The organism is Sporosarcina limicola, assembly GCF_014873855.1.
GTDB classification, from domain to species: Bacteria; Bacillota; Bacilli; order Bacillales_A; family Planococcaceae; genus Sporosarcina; species Sporosarcina limicola.
Map to the genome: position 1 here is coordinate 1 of NZ_JADBEL010000076.1, position 1,270 is coordinate 1,270.

Consider the following 1,270-nt stretch of genomic DNA (forward strand, 5'->3'; position numbering starts at 1 on the left):
TCTGGGCATACTCCAATCTGGAACAAGCCTTCTATGATGTAAAGAAAAATAGAGGGGCACATGGTGTGGATAACGTTACGATTAAAGAGTATGAACTCGAATTGGAACACAACTTAAGAGTGCTCCAACAATCCCTTCGTGATAAAACATACCGTGCAAAACCAGTAAGGAGAGTCTACATTCCAAAGGCAGATGGAACACAACGTCCGTTAGGAATCCCAACAGTTGGGGACCGTGTGCTCCAAGCAGCGGTCAAACGAAAGTTGGAACCTATCTACGAGGAAGCGTTTCTGCCGTGCAGTTTTGGATTTCGACCCAATCGTAGTGCTCATATGGCAATCGAGAAAATCCGTAAGGATTTATTGGATGGCTATACATTCGTTATTGATGCAGATATCAAGACCTATTTCGATTCCATACCACACGAGAAACTGTTGGAACTCATTCGGGAAGAGATGGTGGATAGTAGTGTTCTAGCTCTGATTGAGCAATTCCTGACATCGGGAGTGCTAGAAAACGGGCTAGTCTACGAGAGTCATAGCGGCAGCCCTCAAGGGGGCGTGATTAGTCCGCTATTGGCAAATATCTATCTCCATCCACTGGATGAAATGATGTCTGAGCGTGGGCATCGGATTACTCGCTATGCGGATGATTTTGTCATCTGTTGTAAATCCCAAAAGGGTGCCGAAAGAGTTCTAAAGTCGGTGAAGAAGCTACTCGAAGGGGAATTGGGACTGGTTGTTCATCCGAGGAAAACAACAATTGTGGATAATTTATCTGATCCCTTTACGTTTCTCGGCTATACGTTCAAAGGCGGTTACTTCCATACGCCATCAGAAAAAGCCATCAAGAAGTTTAAGGAAAAGGTAAAAGTCATCACAAGAAAGAACCAAACGGTAGACTTGGGTGAACTCATCAAACATCGCCTCAATCCTGTAATAAGGGGTTGGGGTAGATACTTCGGAATAGGATTCTGTAAAAGCTTATTCAAGCTGTTGGATTCGTGGATTAGGCGAAGGTTACGGATGGTGCAATTACGAAGTTGGCGGAAAATAAAAAAGCTCCACAAGGAGCTCAGACGAAAAGACTGGAAAGGAGAACTTCCTGGTTTAAGAATGACAAAATGGAGAAGCTCCCTTTCCACACCTGTTCACGTCGCACTCCCTATTGAAAAATTTAGGGAGCTACGCTTAGTTTTCTTACTGGATATTTATCAAGACCTGCATCCCTAAAAGGGATAAATATGGAGGAGCCGTATGCGATGACCCGC

The 1,270-nt window shown here is 44.3% G+C and carries 1 protein-coding gene; it reads left to right on the forward strand.

The genetic code is table 11. The features are described from left to right. The coding region (gene ltrA / locus H4683_RS21100; RefSeq protein WP_192600786.1) for a group II intron reverse transcriptase/maturase at nt 1–1,232 on the forward strand (1,232 nt) is incomplete at its 5' end. Nucleotides 1,233–1,270: the final 38 nt, after the last annotated feature.